Origin of the sequence: Mesorhizobium sp. L103C119B0 (genome assembly GCF_000502235.1) — a bacterium.
Classification (GTDB): domain Bacteria; phylum Pseudomonadota; class Alphaproteobacteria; order Rhizobiales; family Rhizobiaceae; genus Mesorhizobium.
In genome coordinates, this window is record NZ_AYXE01000005.1 from 99,952 (window position 1) to 115,481 (window position 15,530).

Genomic DNA, 15,530 nt, shown 5'->3' on the forward strand with positions numbered 1-15,530 from the left:
CCGTGCAACGGCTCAAAGCCTCGTGCGCGCAAACGGGTTCCAGCGCACCGTGCCCAGCCGCACCTCCTCGCGCACCATGGTGAGCAGGCCGGACGCGCCGACGACGGCCAAGCCGACCAGCGATATCCAGTCCGGATACTCCTGGAAGAACAACGCACCGAGGATCACCGCCCAGACGATCTGCGAATAATGCGTCGGCGCGATGCGGTTGGCCGGTGCGTATTTGGCGGCCAGCAGCTGCAGCAATTGGCCGCCGGCGGTAAAGGCGCCGCCCAGCACCAGCCACAGCAGCTGCATGGCGTTGGGGAGGGTGAACGATGTGGCGATGGTGCCGGCCCCGTTGAACAGCAGCCCGTAACCGATGAGCACGCCGAGCATGGTGGTGCGCTTTTCCTGCTGGGCGAGCGACCGCATCAGGATGACGCTGACCGCGGCAAGGAAGGCCACCGTGAAGGCGGCAAGGTGTCCGAGATGCAACTCGCGAAAACCTGGCCGCACCACCAGCATGACACCTGCAAAGCCGGCAACCACCGCCAGCCAGCGCCATGGACCGACCTTTTCTTTCAGGATGACGGTCGAGAGAATGGTAACGCAAAGCGGCGCCAGGAAGATCAGTGCATAGGTCTCGGCCAGCGGAATGGTGGTGAAGGCGTAGACGCTGAGCACGCCCGAGGCGATGCCGGCCCAGGCGCGGGCCTGCACCGCCCATGGCCGCCCGGTGCGCCAGAAGTCGCGCCAGCGCTCATCGACTGGGCGGCTGAAAAACAGGAAGCAGCCGGCAAACAGCGTGATGAAGAAGCCGATCTCGAAGACGGTGAACTGTCCGCCAAGGCTCTTGATAACGGCATCGCTGCACGAATAGCTTGCATAGGCGATGAGGGCGAGCAGGATTCCGTTCGTCACGTTTTTCCATTTCCGGGGAGAGTGCAGTGAAGGTATTGGCGCTCGGCGCGCATCCCGACGACATCGAGATATTCATGTTCGGTACGCTGGCTGCCTATGCCACGCAAGGCGCAGAACTGACTTTTGCCGTGGCCACGGATGGCGCCAGGGGCGGCATGGGCGACCCGAGCGTTTTGGCTCGTGTCCGCCGCGACGAGGCGGCGGCCGCTGCGGCGCTGCTCGGCGCAACCCTTCGCTTTCTCGACTTTCCCGACGGCGAACTGGTGGCTGATGCGGCACTGATCGCTTCGCTGAAAGCGCTGATACGCGAGACCGCGGCGGATCTGGTTATCACGCATGCCCCCAACGACTATCACGCCGACCATCGTGCTTTGTCGGACGGCGTGCGCATCGCGGCCTCGTTCGGCGTCCCCGTGCTGCATGCCGACACGATGGGCGGCACCGGCTTTGCGCCGACGCATTACGTCGACATTTCCGCCTACGGCGATATCAAGACGCAGGCGATCCGAGCGCACCAGTCGCAGTGGCCGGAGCAATATGTCGACAGAGCGCGCGTCCAGAATGAGTTTCGCGCCGGGCAATGCAACAGCGTTCCCGGCTCCCTGGCCGAGGCCTTCCGATTCGAGCCGACTTTTCCCTTCGCCGACATCCGCGCGCTGCTGCCGCCCGCGCCCCCTGTTCGGCCGGTGACGCCGCAGACGAAAATTATAGGCGACCCCGGCTAAGCAACTTCCGGGCGAGCCGTCCGGCAATCATTTCCCAACGATTTCAATCGCCGTTTCGCCATGTTGCGGCGCAGCGACGAATTCGCTTGCCTTGTTTAGTAAAAATTGCATCACTAAACAAATTACTAAACATCTGCGGCGCACCGCGCCGCCCTGGCGACGCATAGCGCGCCGTGTTTAGCCCCTCGGAGGAGCGAGGGTTGAGGGGTTCTTGAAACGGCCATCCGGGCGCGTTTCGCAAATGGGAGGAAGGCATGAAATCGAGCTTGAAACTGGCGTTGGGGCTGGCCTCGGCGATTACCGCGTCGACAGCCGTCTCGAACGCCGCGCACGCTGAAGACCTGACGCTTTGCTGGGCCGCCTGGGATCCGGCAAACGCGCTGGTCGAACTGTCCAAGGATTTTACCAAGGAAACCGGCATCGGCATGAAATTCGAATTCGTGCCGTGGACCAACTATGCCGACCGCTTCCTCAACGAGCTCAACTCGCACGGCAAACTGTGCGACCTGATCATCGGCGACAGCCAGTGGATCGGCGGCTCGGCCGAGAACGGCCACTACGTCAAGCTGAACGACTTCTTCGACAAGGAGAAGATCAGCATGGACGACTTCGTGCCGGCAACAGTCGTCGGCTATTCCGAATGGCCGAAGAACACGCCGAACTACTGGGCGCTGCCGGCCATGGGCGACGTCGTCGGCTGGACCTACCGTAAGGATTGGTTCTCCAAGCCGGAGCTGCAGAAGGAATTCAAGGAAAAATATGGCTGGGATCTCGGCCCGCCGACCACCTTCGACCAACTGAAGCAGGTCGCCGAGTTCTTCCAGAAGCGCGAGATCGACGGCAAGACCGTCTATGGCGCTTCGATCTACACCGAGCGTGGCTCGGAAGGCATCACCATGGGCGCCATGGACGTGCTCTACAGCTACGGCTTCCAGTATGAAAACCCCAAGAAGCCCTACGAGATGGAAGGCTTCGTCAATTCGCCAGACGCGGTCAAAGGCCTGGAGTTCTACAAGTCGCTCTACGATTGCTGCACGCCTCCGGGTGCCTCGAACAGCTATATGGGCGAAGGCGTCGACGCCTTCAAATCCGGTCAGGTGGCCATGCACATGAACTTCGCCTTCACCTGGCCCGGCCTGCAGAAGGACGAGAATGTCGGCGGTGACAAGATCGGCTACTTCGTCAATCCGAAGGGTCCCGGCAGCGCCCAGTTTGCGCAGCTTGGCGGCCAGGGCATTTCGGTCGTGTCCTATTCAGACAAGCAGGAATCGGCGCTGAAATACATCAAGTGGTTCGCCAACAAGGATGTGCAGGCCAAATGGTGGTCGCTCGGCGGCTATTCCNCGCTGAAATACATCAAGTGGTTCGCCAACAAGGATGTGCAGGCCAAATGGTGGTCGCTCGGCGGCTATTCCTGCCTGAACGCGGTGGTCAAGGACCCGGCCTTCCCGTCCAGCCAGCCCTATGCACAGACCTTCCTCGACTCGATGGCGATCGTGAAGGACTTCTGGGCCGAGCCGAGCTACGCACCGCTGCTGCAGGCGTCGCAGAAGCGCTTCCACGACTATGTCGTAGCCGGCCAGGGTTCGGCCAAGGACGCGCTTGACGGCCTGGTCAAGGACTGGACGCAAGTGTTCCAGGACGACGGCAAGATGTAACCGGACCAACGGCTCCTCCCGAGCCTGACCCCAGAGGCGGATGATTTTCAGGCCGAATCGATCAGAAATCATCCGCCTCAGGGCTAAAAAGAGAGAGAGCATGATGTGGTCCGAAAACCGCTTCACACTTTTCGGCATCATGCTCTTGGTCCCGTGCTGCCCTTGGCACGGGACGCAGTTCAGATAAATTCCAGTGTCGAGACTTGACGTGACCGAAGCAGGACTCACCATGCTCAATCGGACTGCGGAGAACGTTGCCCGGGCGACCCCGGAGCCGTTGGCCCGCAAGGTCCGGGGGATCAGCGACAAGGGCCTCGCCTGGCTGTTCATCTCGCCGACGATCCTGTTGCTCTTGGCCATCAACATCTTCCCGCTGTTCTGGGCGATCTACCTGTCCTTCACCAACTTCCGCGCGAACCGCCCGAACGAGGTGGTGAAAAACCTCGGCTTCGCCAACTACCAGCGCATCCTCGGCGACCAGGACATCTGGATCGCCATGCAGACGACGGCGCATTTCGTGTTCTTGACGATCCTGCTGCAGACGCTGATCGGTTTCACGCTGGCGTGGCTGATCGACAGGAAGTTTCGCGGCCACGCCTTCTGGACGACCATCATCCTGGTGCCGATGATGCTGTCGCCGGCGGTGGTCGGCAATTTCTGGCGTTTCCTCTACGAGCCGCAGATCGGCCTGTTCGCCTACGCCATCTCGTTCGTCACCCGGATACCACCGACCGACATCCAGATGCTGTCCAACGTGTCGCTGGCGCCGTGGTCGATCATCATCGTCGACACCTGGATGTGGACGCCCTATGTCATGCTGATCTGTCTCGCCGGCCTGCGCTCCATCCCCGAATACATCTATGAAGCCGCCGAGGTCGACCGCGCGTCCAACTGGCGGCAGTTCTGGTCGATCACGCTGCCCATGGCGCTGCCCTTCATCATGCTGGCGGTGCTGTTTCGAGGCATCGAGAACTTCAAGATGTTCGACATGGTCAACCTGCTGACCGGTGGCGGGCCGGGCTCGACCACCGAGGTCGCCTCGATCACGCTGAAGCGGCAGGCGTTCGAGAGCTGGCGCACCGGATATTCCTCGGCCTTCGCCATCATCCTGTTCGTCGCGGTGTTTGGGCTGGCCAACATCTACGTCAAGGCGCTGAACAAGGTGAAGCAGAGATGAGCCTGACCACCGCCCACTCCGTCGTCGCCCCCTCAGCCAATTCGAAGCGGATCGCCGGCACGATCATCGTGCTCTACGCGCTGATCTCGATCGTGCCGCTGCTGTGGATCTTCGCCACCAGCTTCAAGACGCCGCCGGATTCGATCGCCTATCCGCCCAAGATTCTGTTCCAGCCGAGCATCGAGGGCTATTGCAACCTGTTCACGACGCGCACCAGGCAAACGCCCGAGTACATCAACTCGCTCGGACCCGCGACCGGTTTCTGCGACGAGACCTCGCGCAAGCGCAACATGGTGATTGCCGGCCCGTCCAATTTCCTGCCGCGCTTCGTCAATTCGCTGATAATCGCCTTCGGCTCGACCTTCTGCGCGGTCTTCCTCGGCACGCTGTCTGCCTATGGTTTCTCGCGCTTCAAGGTGCCGCTGGCCGATGACCTTCTGTTCTTCATCCTGTCGACGCGCTTCATGCCGCCGATCGCGGTCGCGATTCCCATCTACCTGATGTACCGCGAGCTCGGCCTGTCCGACACCGCGCTGGGCATGATCCTGCTCTACACGGCGGTAAACGTGTCGCTGGCGGTGTGGCTGCTGAAAGGCTTCATCGACGAGATCCCGCGCGAGTATGAGGAAGCGGCGATGATCGACGGCTACACCAGGCTGCAGGCCTTCTGGCGCACCGTGCTGCCGCAAGCCACCACCGGCATCGCCGCGACCGCCATCTTCTGCCTGATCTTCGCCTGGAACGAATATGCCTTCGCGGCACTGCTCACCTCCGGCACGGCGCAAACCGCACCGCCCTTCATCCCGACTATCATCGGCGAAGGCGGCCAGGACTGGCCGGCGGTGGCGGCCGGCACGACGATCTTCCTGGTGCCGATCCTGGTCTTCACCATCCTGCTTCGCAAACAATTGCTGCGCGGCATCACCTTCGGCGCGGTACGCAAATGATTGGTGTGTCAAGTCGACCCCCACTCCGTCGAGCTTCGCTCGACACCTCTCCCCCGATCGACGGGGTAGAGGAAGGACGCGAACTTCATTCAGGCAGGCTGCCTTCCTCTCCCTCCGGAGGGGGGAGAGGTGACGCTGCGAAGCAGCGACGGAGTGGGGGAACCACCTGGCAACCGTCTCGCCCCGTTGCCGGGCAGAAGGAAGGCAGCTACGCATGACGCGCCCAGCCATCTCCAAAAAGTCATCCTGGCCTCGCTGGGCCCGGCGCGGCCTGATGGAAAACATTGCGACGGCGCTCATCGCCGTCGGCTTCCTGATGCTGTTCCAGCCTTTCGCGCTCGCGCTCTACACCTACTCCTTCATCACTATGCTCGCCGGCACAGTGATGTTCATCATCGTCTCGAAATTCCCGGAATAATCATGGCCGAAATCCGCGTCCAACATTTGAGAAAGGCCTTCGGCGATTTCGTCGCCGTGCAGGATTCCAGCTTCATCGTCGAGGATGGCGAGTTCTTCGTCATGCTTGGCCCGTCGGGCTGCGGCAAGACGACGACGCTGCGCATGATCGCCGGGCTGGAACTGCCGACGGGCGGCCAGATCCTGCTCGGCGGCGAGGATGTCACCATGCGCCGGGCGCGCGAACGCGACATCGCCTTCGTCTTCCAGCTTTTCGCGCTCTATCCGCATATGAATGTGCGCAAGAACATCGGCTTCCCGCTTCTCGCGCAAGGCATGCCGTCGGCCGAGATTCGAAGCCGTGTCGAGGAAACGGCGAAGCTGCTGCGCATCGACCATCTGCTCAACAAATCGGTCTCGGGCCTTGCCGGCGGTGACCGCCAGCGCGTGGCGCTCGGTCGCGCCATCGTGCGACGGCCAAAATGCTTCCTGATGGACGAGCCGCTCGGCACGCTCGACACCGAATTCCGCGATCTGATGGTGCATGAGCTGCGCGAGCTGCACAACCGCATCCACGCCACCACCGTCTATGTCACGCACGACCAGATGGAAGCGATGTCGATGGCCGACAAGATCGCCGTCATGAACCATGGCGTCATCGAACAGTTCGGCAGCCCGCGCGAAATCTACGACCGCCCGGCAACCATGTTCGTCGCCGACTTCATCGGCTCGCCGCCGATGAATTTCCTGGGCTTCGGTGGCGGGCTGGCGAAGGGGGCGAAGGAAATCGTCGTCCAGGGCGCCAAGGTGGCGGTGCCGGAAGTGCGCGAGGAAATTGCGCCCGCCGACATGGCGCTCGGCATCCGTCCCGAGCACATCCGTTTCGACGATGCGTCGAAACTGCGCGGCACCATCTACGGCACCGAATATCTCGGCACGACGCAGATCGTGGCGGTGGAGACGGCGGACGGCATCATCAAGGCGCGGGTGCCGGCCGAAATCCGGCTCGCTGCCGGCGATCATGTCGGGCTGACGTTGAACAGCGTGCGGCTGTCGCTGTTCGACAAGGGCTCGGGTCGGGCGGTGCGCACCGCGATCCACGATACCGCCTCTCAAGGGAGAGCGCAGCATGGCTGACGTGCACATCAAGGGCGTGACCAAAAGCTTCGGCGACCATGTCGCCGTCGATGGCCTCGACCTTAACATCGCCGATGGCGAATTCGTCGTGCTGCTCGGCCCGACCGGCGCCGGCAAGACGACGACGCTGAGATTGATCGCCGGACTGGAGCGGCCGGATGGCGGCACGATCCATATTGGCGGCCACGATGCGACGACGCTGTCGCCGGCCGAGCGCGACACCGCCTTCGTGTTCCAGCAATATTCGCTCTACCCGCATCTGTCGGTCTACGACAACCTCGCCTTCCCGCTGCGTTCGCCAGCGCGGAAAGTACCGGAGGACCAGATTCGCCGCCGCGTCGAAGAGGTGGCGAAGATGGTGCGCATCCACCACAAGCTGAACAACCGCTCGACCAAGCTTTCGGGTGGCGAAATGCAGCGCGTCGCCATTGGGCGCGCGCTGGTGCGCAAGCCGTCGATCTATTTGATGGACGAGCCGCTGTCGTCGCTCGACGCCAAATTGCGCGCCGATCTCAGGCTCGAACTCAAGCGCATCCAAGCCGAGCTCGGCGCCACCATGCTCTATGTCACGCACGACCAGATCGAGGCGATGACCATGGCGGACCGCATCGGCATCCTCAACAATGGCGTGCTGGTGCAGATCGGCACGCCGCGCACCATCTATTCCGAGCCGGCAAACCTTCATGTCGCCGCACGGCTCGGCCAGCCGGCGATCAATCTGCTGCCAGCGGGACTGCTGCCTGATGGTGGGGCGCCGACCGGAACCAAGACCATCGGCGCGCGCACCGAGCATCTGTCGATCGAGAAGACCGCAAACGGCCATGCCGACGGCGTCGTCGACTGGGTCGAACATCTCGGGGACCAGAACCATCTGCATGTTACGGTCGGCCCGAAGAAACTGGTGACGCTCACCGACCCCGATACGGATCTGGCCGAGGGCGACAAAGTGGTGATCCGCTACCGCTCGCCGCTGTATTTCGGCGCCGACGGACAAAGGCTGATGTGAAGATTTCGGCGGTCTAGACGCCGGCTTCTGACTGACGATTGCGAATACGGGACGAACTCGATGAAGCACTTTTTCAACCGCAGAGAAACGATCGTCACCGAGGCGCTGGATGGCCTGTTGCGGACCATCGGTTCCGGCGATCTCGCGCGCCTCGACGGTTATCCCGAGATCAAGGTCGTGCTGCGCGCCGACTGGGACAAGGCGAAAGTTGCCGTCGTCTCCGGTGGCGGCGCCGGACACGAACCGTCCCATGCCGGCTTTGTCGGCAAGGGCATGCTGACGGCGGCGGTTTCGGGCGAGATCTTCGCCTCGCCCAGCGTCGAGGCGGTGCTGGCCGCCATCCGCGCGGTGACCGGCCCCGCCGGCTGCCTGCTGATCGTCAAGAACTACACCGGCGACCGGCTCAATTTCGGCCTGGCGGCCGAGAAAGCGCGCGCCGAAGGGTTTCGCGTCGAGATGGCGATCGTCGCCGACGACATCGCCCTGCCGGATATCAACCAGCCGCGCGGCGTCGCCGGCACCTTGTTCGTACATAAGATCGCCGGCCATTTGTCGGAGACCGGTCAGGACCTGGCAGCCGTTGCTACAGCCGCTCGCGTGGCGGCGAAGGACATCATCTCGCTCGGCATGTCGCTGTCGTCCTGCTCGATCCCCGGCCAGCCACATGAAGAGCGGTTCGGCGAAAATGACGGCGAACTCGGCCTCGGCATCCATGGCGAGCCGGGCGTCGAGCGCATCGCCGTGCAGAGCGCCGACAGACTTGTGGCGATCATGGCGGAGCGGCTGGCGGTGCGGCTCGACCCGAACGCCAGCCACGCGTTGCTCATCAACAATCTCGGCTCGGTGCCGCCGCTCGAAATGTCGCTGGTCGCCAATGCCGTGCTGGCCTCGCCGCTGGCCAAGACCGTGAAGCTTGCGATCGGCCCAGGACCGCTGATGACGGCGCTCAACATGAACGGTTTTTCGCTGTCGCTGATCAAGCTCGATGCGGCGCGCGAGGCAGCCTTGCTGGCGCCTGTCGGCCCACATGCCTGGATGCCGGCCAAAACCGTCGTCGCGCCGGCTATCGTGCCTATGGCGAAAGCGGCTGGAAACAGTGCAGCCCAAAGGGCCAGCCAGGATTCCGGCACCAGGCGTTTGATCGTCACGGTCTGCGAACGGCTGATCGCGCTCGAAGAGACACTGAACGGGCTCGACGCCAAGGCGGGCGATGGCGATACCGGTTCGACGGTTGCGACCGGCGCGCGCAGCGTGCTGGAACGGCTCGATGCGCTGCCGCTGGCCGACCCTGCCGCCACGCTTGCGGCTATAGGCGATAGTCTGGGCGTCGCAATGGGCGGCTCCTCAGGCGTCTTGCTGTCGATCTTCTTCACGGCGGCGGCTCAGGCTTCGAACGGCGGAGCAACCCTGTCCAAGGCGCTGCTTGCCGGGCTTGACCGCATGACTTTTTACGGTGGCGCCAAGGTCGGCGACCGCACCATGGTCGATGCCTTGGAGCCGGCGCTGAAGGCGCTCGATGCCAAGGGGCTGGATGCCGCGGCTACAGCGGCACGGCACGGCGCCGAGGCGACCGCTGCCATGGAGAAGGCGAAGGCCGGACGCTCCGCCTATGTTGGCACCAAATTGCAAGGCGTAGTCGACCCTGGCGCCCATGCCGTGGCCGAAGTGTTCGCGGCCGCCGCCGCGCTGCATGCAACGGCCTGACGGCATGCTTAGATTGTCGAATGAAAACTCTTGCGATACTGCCGGCAGGATCGAAACCGGGAATCTGGACATGGCAGCGTTCGACCTTGCCAGGCTGATCACCGCCGCCGCGGACACGATCGCCGCTCACTCGGAAGAGTTGACCGCGCTCGACCAGGCGATCGGCGACGGTGACCATGGGCTGAACATGAAGCGCGGCTTCGAGGCTGTGCGCGCCGATGCCGGGGCGTTCGCTGCAAAGCCGCTGCCCGAGGCGCTGAAGGCGATCGGCACCAAGCTGGTGATGACGGTTGGCGGTGCGTCCGGGCCGCTCTTCGGTACATTGTTCCTGGCGCTCGGCAAGGAGATTTCGGGAGAGCCGGATCGTGCCAATCTGGCGGCTGTTTTCGGCAAGGCAATCGAAGCTGTGGCCGCCAGAGGCAAATCCCAGGTCGGTCAAAAGACCATGCTCGATGTGCTGCAACCCGTGCATGACGCATTGGTCAAAGGAAAGACGGCCATGGAAATCGCAGATGTCGCCGACGCGGCTGCCGAAGCGACCGTGCCGATGAAGGCAACACGCGGTCGCGCCTCATTCCTCGGCGACCGTTCTATCGGCCACATGGATGCCGGCGGACGCTCTGTGGCGCTGCTGGTGCGGACCGTCGCCGAAACCGTCGAGGGCCAAGCATGAGCAATGTCGGCATCGTCATCGTCTCGCATTCCCCGCTGGTTGCCGAAGGCACGGCCGACATGGTGCGGCAGATGGTGGGCGACGAAGTGCCGCTTGCATGGTGCGGCGGAAACGGCCATGGCGGGCTCGGCACCAGCGTCGAAGCGATCATGGGCGCCATCGACAAGGCGTGGTCGGAGGCGGGCGTCGCCATACTGGTCGATCTCGGCGGCGCCGAGACCAATTCGGAAATGGCGGTGGAAATGATCGGCGAGCCGCGGGCGCAGAAGATCGTCGTCTGCAACGCGCCGATCGTCGAAGGCGCGGTGATGGCCGCGACGGAGGCGTCCGGCGGCGCCTCGCTGAAGGAAGTGGTGGCGACGGCGCATGAATTGTCGCCGTCGTGAGCGAACGGGAATTTTGACCTGATGTCCGCATTTGCCGAGGCCACCGTCCTGATCACCCACGAGGTAGGTCTGCACGCGCGCCCTTCGGTGAAGTTCACCAAGCTTGCCAAGAGCTTTGCCGCCGAGGTGGAGATTGCGCTTGCCGCCAACGGCCCATGGTTCGACGCCAAGAGCATCGTCAAGGTGATGGCGGCCAGGGCGCCGAAAGGCACCATGCTGCACATCCGGGCCACAGGCGACGGCGCCGATGATGCCGTGAGAGCGCTGGCCGAGCTGGTGCGACGCGGTTTCGACGAGGATGCGGGCCATGCCCGAACCGCTTAGGCTGCAAGGCATTTCGGCCTCGGCCGGCTATGCCGAGGGGCCGTTGTTCAACCTCGACAACGGCACCGCGCACTACACGGGCAAGGCGAGCGCCGCGGACGAGAAGGCCGCATTGGAAGCAGCTATCGCCAGCGCGACGGACCGGCTCGCGACCCTGATCGAAACCGCCGATGACGAGGCCGCCGGCATTCTCGAATTCCAGCTCGCCATGCTTGGGGACGAGGCACTGACCGGCCCGGCTTTTGCCGCGATCGCGTCCGGCATGCCGGCTGACATGGCCTGGCGACAGGCGCTGGACGCCGAGATCTCCGGCTACGAAACGTCAGACCAGGACTATTTCCGGGCTCGCGCCGCCGATATCAGCGATATCCGCGACCGCGTGCTGCGCGCCCTTACCGAGGAGCAGGAGAGCGCTCCACCAGCCGGCGCCATTCTCTATGGCGAGGACATCGCGCCGACGCGCTTTCTCGAGACCGACTGGAGCACCGGCGGCGGCATCGCGCTGAGGGCCGGCAGCGCCGCCAGCCACGTCGCCATGCTGGCGCGCTCGCGCGGCGTGCCGATGGTGGTGGGGCTTGGCGCTTCGCCGGCTAATCCCGTCGGTCTGGCTCTGCTCGATGCGGAGCATGGCGGTATCGTGCTTTCGCCGACCACGACCGAGATCGAAGCGTTCCACCGGTCCTCGTCCTCGTTTGTGGCACATCGAGACAAGGCCGGAGCCTATCTCGCGAAACCGGCGGTAACCCGGGCCGGCACGACGGTGCGCGTGCAGGTCAACATCGCCGATCCGTCCGAGGTCGATGGCATCGACATCTCGACCTGTGATGGCGTCGGGCTGATGCGCACCGAATTCCTGTTCGGCAAGGCGCCGCCGGACGAGGAGACGCAATACCAGGCCTATCGCAAGGTGCTGGAATGGGCAGGCGACAAGCCGGTGACCATCCGCACCGTCGATGCCGGCGGCGACAAGCCGGTGCCGGGCTTCACCGTCGAGGAGAGCAACCCGTTCCTCGGTCTGCGCGGCATCAGGCTGTCGCTGGCAAGGCCGGAGGTGTTTCGCGTACAGATCAGGGCGTTGCTGCGCGCGGCGGTGCACGGCAATCTGAAGGTGATGTTTCCGATGATCGCCGTCGCGGAGGAGTACCAACGCGCCGCCGCTCTGTTCGTGGAGGAGCAGGCCGGGCTTGCCGCGCGCGGCGTAGCGTACAAAATGCCGCCGCTCGGGATCATGGTCGAGGTGCCGTCGGTGGCGATCGCGCCGGAAGCGTTCGCCGATGTCGCCTTCTTCTCGATCGGTTCGAACGATCTGACCCAATATGTTATGGCCGCCGCCCGCGACAACGCTGCCGTGGCACACCTCAATTCGGTGCGTCATCCTGCCGTGTTGCGGCTGATCGGCTCGGTTGCCGCTTTTGGCCTGCGCGCGAAAATCCCAGTCAGCCTGTGCGGCGATGCCGGCGGCGATCCGGCATCGATCCCGGCACTGCTCGAGGCCGGCCTGCGGGATCTCTCGGTGGCTCCCGCCCAACTCGCCATGGCCAAGGCGGCCATCTCGGATGCATCGGTCTAGGATGACTGAGATGGCCGACAAGACACCAGAAGCCGGCTCGGAAGAGGCGATCCGCGCCTACAAGACGATCCTGTCGCAGGTCATCGACCAGCGACCGTCGGGTATGCGACAACGCCTTGCCGACGCGCTTGGCAAGCACCGCAGCTTCGTCACCCAGATTTCCAGCGCGGCCTATTCGACCCCGATCCCGTCAAAACATCTGCCGGCTATTTTTTCGGTCTGCCATTTCAGTCCGGCCGAGCGCGATCAGTTTCTGGCTGCCTATCATCTGGCGCATCCCGGCAAGATGTCGGTTGCGGCAGGCATGCGCAAGACCCGGCATGTCTCGCTGATCGTGCCCGATTTCGGCGACGACAAGCAGAATGCAGCGCTCGACAAGGCGATCAACGAATTCATCCAGAAGATCACCAGCATCACCGGCAGGAGTGGCGGCTGATCGTGTTGTGTCGGGAGGACACATGAAGAAGTTTATGAATTCCGTCGACACGGTGCTGACCGAAAGCCTCAACGGCTTCGTTGCAGCTCATGCCGACATCCTGGTGCTGGGCGAGGAGCACAAATTCATTCGCCGCAAGGTGATGAAGCCGGGGAAGGTGGCGCTGATCTCGGGCGGCGGTTCCGGCCACGAGCCGTTGCATGCCGGCTTTGTCGGTCACGGCATGCTGGACGCCGCCTGCCCCGGCCAGGTCTTCACCTCGCCAACGCCGGACCAGATACTGGCGGCGGCCGCCGCCGTCGATACCGGCGCCGGCTGCCTGTTCATCGTCAAGAACTATGAAGGCGACGTGATGAATTTCGACATGGCCGGCGAAATGGCCGACGGCGTCCTGCAGGTGGTGATCAATGATGACGTCGCCGTCGAGAATTCGTCCTTTACGACCGGCCGGCGCGGCGTCGCCGGCACGCTGGTGGTGGAGAAGATCGTCGGCGCCGCCGCCGAGCAAGGCATGGCGCTGGCGGATCTCAAGGCGCTCGGCGGTCGCATCAACAGCGCGACGCGTTCGATGGGCGTGGCGCTGACCAGTTGCACGGTGCCGGCGGCCGGCAGGCCGACCTTCGAGATTGGTGATGGCGAGATGGAATTCGGCGTCGGCATTCATGGCGAGCCCGGCCGGCGTCGCGACACGTTGAAAAGCGCCGATGCGATCGCCGAAGAGATTTGCGCCGCGATCCTGGGCGATCTCGGCGACAGGGCGAAAGGCCCGGCACTGTTGTTCATCAACGGCTTTGGCGGCACGCCGCTGATGGAGCTCTATCTGATGTACAACAGCGCCCGAAACATCTTCGAAAAACAGGGCGTGACGGTGACCCGCTCGCTGGTCGGGTCCTACGTGACATCGCTCGACATGGCCGGCTGCTCGATCACGCTGACCATGCTGGATGACGAGGCAACGTCAATGTGGGACGCGCCGGTGCACACAGCCGCGCTGCGCTGGGGACTGTAACGGAGGGGCCTTGCCCATATCCCGAACAGGCGGCTTATGAACTTGCCTTAGCCTGCGGGACCGGACGGACCGTTACCCGCAGTCACGCCGACAGATTGCCCGCCTGCAGCGCGGCTTGCCTTGCGGCCGACCGCTCCGGCTTCATCCAAACCGAAGCCGTAGAAGTCTTATCGCGGTATCGGCAGCGACGGCCCGGCCACCACGCTGGACAACTTTCCTGCCTTGCGCAGCACGGGCGCTTCATACTTTTTCTTGGCCATTCCAAACACCCTTTTCAGTCCAGTGCAAAAGAATGGACCGAAACCGTGGAAAGTCAATTCATGAGCTGGTTCTGCCACCACACGCTGGCTTCATGCATGCTTTTCTGCAACATACGCTCCTCTGAGTTGGTTGTTTGACGCAATTCCGGACGGGAATTGCTGATGTGGGCGAACGCAATCCGGGTTTGATGCTGCCATCTCTTGCGCCTGCCGATGAAAAACTGCTGCTGACCTTCGCCGACCCGGAGGCGCCGGCTGCCATTGGCCGTGACGTTGCTGCCGAAAGCTTGCTGGCACTGCTCGTCAATGCCGAGTTCCACGGCGTGCTTCCCATCATGCTGCGCAAGCTCAGCGAGATCGGCGACGCCCGACTGCCTGCGGACGCGGCCTTGCGGCAAAAGCTGTCGGAACTGCGTGATCAGTCGACGCTGGCGACCGGCCAGTCGATGCTGCTGCAATATCATGGCGACCGCATCATCAAGGGGCTCGCCGCCGCCAGCGTGCCGGCGCGCATCGTCAAGGGGCCTGTCTTCGCCCGCAAACTTTACCGCCACGCCGCCGACCGGCCTTTCACCGACATCGACATTCTGGTCGAGCCGGCCAGCATCGCCGCAGCCAACGCTGTGATTGCCGGATGCGGCTTTGAACTCTGGAGCGAGGAGACGCAGTCGCAGGACCTGCAGGAGTTCAAGTGGCTGGAGAAGGAGAATACCAGCCTGCTGATCGAACTGCACGGCAACCTGGTGCATGATTCCGGCATGCGGCGGCGGCTGTCGCTCGGCTTTCGCGAATTGCAGATCATCGACGGCAGCGAGGCCGACACGCCGGCCGCGCTGCTGACCATCGCCATTGTTCACGCCGCCGGCGGGCACAAGTTCCACCGGCTGCAGCTTTGCGTCGACGTGCTGCAGGGCGTGCGCGCGCTGCGGTCGCCCGCGGATGAAGACCGGCTTTTCGAGGCGGCGCGCATCAGCGGCATCGAGCTCGAACTGGCGACGGTTCTCAATGTGACGGGGCGGCTGTTTGATGCACCGCGCGCGATCGAACTGGCCGACCGCATCAAGCCCGACCTCTCGATATTTTTGGCCAAATGGCTGATCACCGGCGATACGCTGCTCGGCGTCAATTCCAGGGACAAGATGCATTCGCGCCTGCGCCGCGACGCCTTCCGCTGGATCCAGCGGCTCGCCAGGCCAAAGTCACGTTTTGCCTGAACTTG

Annotated in this window: 16 protein-coding genes; 15 read left to right on the plus strand and 1 reads right to left on the minus strand. The window is 63.5% G+C overall.

Translation table 11 applies throughout. The features are described 5' to 3' along the window. Positions 1-12: 12 nt before the first annotated feature. Positions 13-903 (minus strand): DMT family transporter, encoded by an 891-nt coding sequence (locus X728_RS156655; protein WP_023831190.1) that lies wholly within the window; start codon positions 901-903, stop codon positions 13-15. Between the two features lie 26 nt (positions 904-929). Here X728_RS156655 and X728_RS156650 point away from each other — a divergent pair, with 26 nt between their 5' ends. The 15 genes from X728_RS156650 to X728_RS156580 all read left to right on the plus strand — a co-directional run bounded on the left by X728_RS156650 (position 930) and on the right by X728_RS156580 (position 15,525). After that, the gene (locus X728_RS156650; protein ID WP_023715560.1) at positions 930-1,628 is read left to right on the plus strand and encodes a PIG-L deacetylase family protein; all 699 of its coding nucleotides are present in this window, start codon (positions 930-932) and stop codon (positions 1,626-1,628) included. 254 nt (positions 1,629-1,882) lie between these two features. Further along, positions 1,883-3,286, plus strand: coding sequence for an ABC transporter substrate-binding protein (locus tag X728_RS156645; protein WP_023831191.1), 1,404 nt, complete (start codon positions 1,883-1,885; stop codon positions 3,284-3,286). 229 nt (positions 3,287-3,515) lie between these two features. Next, entirely contained in the window at positions 3,516-4,463 is a 948-nt protein-coding gene (locus X728_RS156640) for a sugar ABC transporter permease (protein ID WP_032897586.1), read from the plus strand. After that, positions 4,460-5,410 (plus strand): carbohydrate ABC transporter permease, encoded by a 951-nt coding sequence (locus tag X728_RS156635; RefSeq protein ID WP_023711245.1) that lies wholly within the window; start codon positions 4,460-4,462, stop codon positions 5,408-5,410. The genes X728_RS156640 and X728_RS156635 overlap by 4 nt, the downstream gene beginning before the upstream one ends. Before the next feature lie 214 nt (positions 5,411-5,624). Further along, entirely contained in the window at positions 5,625-5,828 is a 204-nt protein-coding gene (locus X728_RS156630; RefSeq protein WP_023694181.1) for a hypothetical protein, read from the plus strand. A gap of 2 nt (positions 5,829-5,830) precedes the next feature. Next, the gene (locus tag X728_RS156625; RefSeq protein ID WP_023738111.1) at positions 5,831-6,943 is read left to right on the plus strand and encodes an ABC transporter ATP-binding protein; all 1,113 of its coding nucleotides are present in this window, start codon (positions 5,831-5,833) and stop codon (positions 6,941-6,943) included. Further along, positions 6,936-7,949 carry an ABC transporter ATP-binding protein gene (locus X728_RS156620; protein WP_023738110.1) on the plus strand — a complete coding sequence of 338 codons (1,014 nt, stop codon included), beginning with the start codon at positions 6,936-6,938 and terminating at the stop codon, positions 7,947-7,949. The genes X728_RS156625 and X728_RS156620 overlap by 8 nt, the downstream gene beginning before the upstream one ends. Before the next feature lie 60 nt (positions 7,950-8,009). Then, a complete protein-coding gene (locus X728_RS156615) occupies positions 8,010-9,653 on the plus strand; it encodes a dihydroxyacetone kinase subunit DhaK (protein ID WP_023831193.1) in 1,644 nt (547 codons plus the stop codon). Positions 9,654-9,723: 70 nt separating this feature from the next. Continuing rightward, on the plus strand, positions 9,724-10,326 hold the full coding sequence (dhaL, locus tag X728_RS156610) for a dihydroxyacetone kinase subunit DhaL (RefSeq protein WP_023831194.1): 603 nt from the start codon (positions 9,724-9,726) through the stop codon (positions 10,324-10,326). Next, the gene (gene dhaM / locus X728_RS156605; protein ID WP_023690004.1) at positions 10,323-10,712 is read left to right on the plus strand and encodes a dihydroxyacetone kinase phosphoryl donor subunit DhaM; all 390 of its coding nucleotides are present in this window, start codon (positions 10,323-10,325) and stop codon (positions 10,710-10,712) included. Before dhaL ends, dhaM begins: the two co-directional genes overlap by 4 nt. A gap of 21 nt (positions 10,713-10,733) precedes the next feature. Next, on the plus strand, positions 10,734-11,036 hold the full coding sequence (locus X728_RS156600) for an HPr family phosphocarrier protein (protein ID WP_023684207.1): 303 nt from the start codon (positions 10,734-10,736) through the stop codon (positions 11,034-11,036). After that, positions 11,020-12,606: a phosphoenolpyruvate--protein phosphotransferase gene (gene ptsP, locus X728_RS156595; protein WP_023831195.1), complete on the plus strand. Its 1,587-nt coding sequence runs from the start codon at positions 11,020-11,022 to the stop codon at positions 12,604-12,606. The genes X728_RS156600 and ptsP overlap by 17 nt, the downstream gene beginning before the upstream one ends. Positions 12,607-12,616: 10 nt before the next feature. Beyond that, positions 12,617-13,042, plus strand: coding sequence for a hypothetical protein (locus X728_RS156590; protein ID WP_023668784.1), 426 nt, complete (start codon positions 12,617-12,619; stop codon positions 13,040-13,042). Between the two features lie 22 nt (positions 13,043-13,064). Continuing rightward, positions 13,065-14,051: a dihydroxyacetone kinase subunit DhaK gene (dhaK, locus tag X728_RS156585; RefSeq protein WP_023668785.1), complete on the plus strand. Its 987-nt coding sequence runs from the start codon at positions 13,065-13,067 to the stop codon at positions 14,049-14,051. A 448-nt stretch (positions 14,052-14,499) separates the two neighbouring features. Then, the gene (locus X728_RS156580) at positions 14,500-15,525 is read left to right on the plus strand and encodes a nucleotidyltransferase family protein (protein WP_023732535.1); all 1,026 of its coding nucleotides are present in this window, start codon (positions 14,500-14,502) and stop codon (positions 15,523-15,525) included. Positions 15,526-15,530 lie beyond the last annotated feature (5 nt).